Annotated in this window: 1 protein-coding gene; it reads right to left on the bottom strand. The window is 67.8% G+C overall.

The features are described 5' to 3' along the window. Positions 1-16 precede the first annotated feature (16 nt). Positions 17-1,534, bottom strand: coding sequence for an IS1634 family transposase (locus ACODR5_RS13470; RefSeq protein ID WP_076689818.1), 1,518 nt, complete (start codon positions 1,532-1,534; stop codon positions 17-19). Positions 1,535-1,649: the final 115 nt, after the last annotated feature.

The following is a 1,649-nucleotide window of genomic DNA, read 5'->3' as shown; positions in this document are numbered from 1 at the left end:
CCTGGATCGTGTCAGATTAGTGCCCCACGCCCGGCCGGAGTGCGGCGATGATGTCGGCGGCTTCCCCCGTTGGCGGGGTGGTCGCGGTGAGTTCGTGTCCGTCGATGGTGATCGTGACGTCACGCAGCGGGCGCAGCGCGCGGACGATACGGCGGACCGTCACGCCGGTGGTCTTGTAGAGGTGCCGGCTGATCGCGAGAGCGCAGAACACGACGGTGAGGTGCGCGTGGATCGAGTCCGCGGTCGACGCGAACATCGGCCTCGCCCGCAGGTCGGTCTTGGCCATCCGGAACGTCGCCTCGACCTGGAACAGGTCATGGTAGGCCGCCACGATCTCTGCAGCGGAAGCCGTCGCGGTGCTGAGGTTGGTGACGTACCCCTTGAGGCCGATGTATTCGCGGGCCTTCTCGACTCTTGCCCAGTTCACGCCGGGCTTGGTGCCGAGGGTGACGAACCGGTCCTTCTTCGCCGGGCGGGTGCCGGCAGCGATCTGCTCGGCGCGTTCGATCTGCTTGTTCAACGTGATGTTGTCGCGGATCTTCCGCTTGTGGGAGTACTGCCACACCACTCGCCGCTCCCGCGCGTTCACACCCGCACCCATGGTTCGGGTGGTCTCGACCGTCTCCCCATCGGTGACGATGTTCCCGACGGTCGCGTAGTGCTCGGCGAGATCGTATGGCGCGGAGGAGGTGCGGGAGCCGACGATGAAACCGAACCCGGCGTCCTCCAGCCGGTTCAGGTTCGCTGCGGACAGCATGCCGGCGTCCGCGACGACCACGACCTCGGTCGCGGAGTGACGTTCGCGGAACTGGTCGAGGACGGGCAGCAGGGTGAGGGTCTCGCCCCTGTTGCCCGCGAACTCGTGGACTTCGAGGGGGAACCCGCCCTGGTCCACGAGGAGGCCGACGAGGATCTGCGGGTCGACGCGGCGCTCTTTGCTCATCCCGACCTTGCGGAGCTTGTCTTCACGCTCCGCCTCGAAGTAGAGGGTGGTGACGTCGTAGAGCACGACGGTGAGCGGGCCAGATCGGGTCGCATGCGCGTAGGCTGCGGCGGCGATCTTCGACCGCCAGTCCTGCTCAACGCTGCGGGCGAGGGTCCGCCACACGGTCGACAGCGACGGCGCACCCGGGACACCGAGCTCGTCCCACACCCGCAGCGTGTCCGCCTTGCTGGTCGGCTCGACGACGCGGGCCAGGACCAGCTTCTTGAATGTGTCGTTGCCGACCGCGTCGAACCCGAGACGGGCGTAGGCGTCCTCGAGGACATCCCACAACAACCTGGACCTCGACCCGGTCACCGTCGGCGCGGTCGTGGCCGGCGGCGTCGCGCCCAGCCCGTCCAGATCGAACGGGACATGCCCGGCCAGCTCCGCGATCCGCTCCCGCGCGATCGCGACCAGCACCGCGAGCTGCTCATCGTCGTGCGCGGAGCCGAGGTGCTCCACGATCGTCCGCACACCACGGGTCTTCGACGCGATCTGCACCGCCGTCGCACCCGACGCGGTGCGCACCTTCCGCACGAACCACCCCACCGAGCGAGTCTAGATCGACGCCGTTAGTGCCCCGCACGAGGCACCAACACCCCCGGAAAATCAAGCCTCAACGATCCTCAACCCGCGAAATCACCCGACGGTGACACGATCCAGG

It is taken from the genome of Microbacterium sp. FG3 (assembly GCF_057809335.1).
Note: the sequence above shows the minus strand (reverse complement) of the source record. Positions and strands in the feature narration are given on the sequence as shown.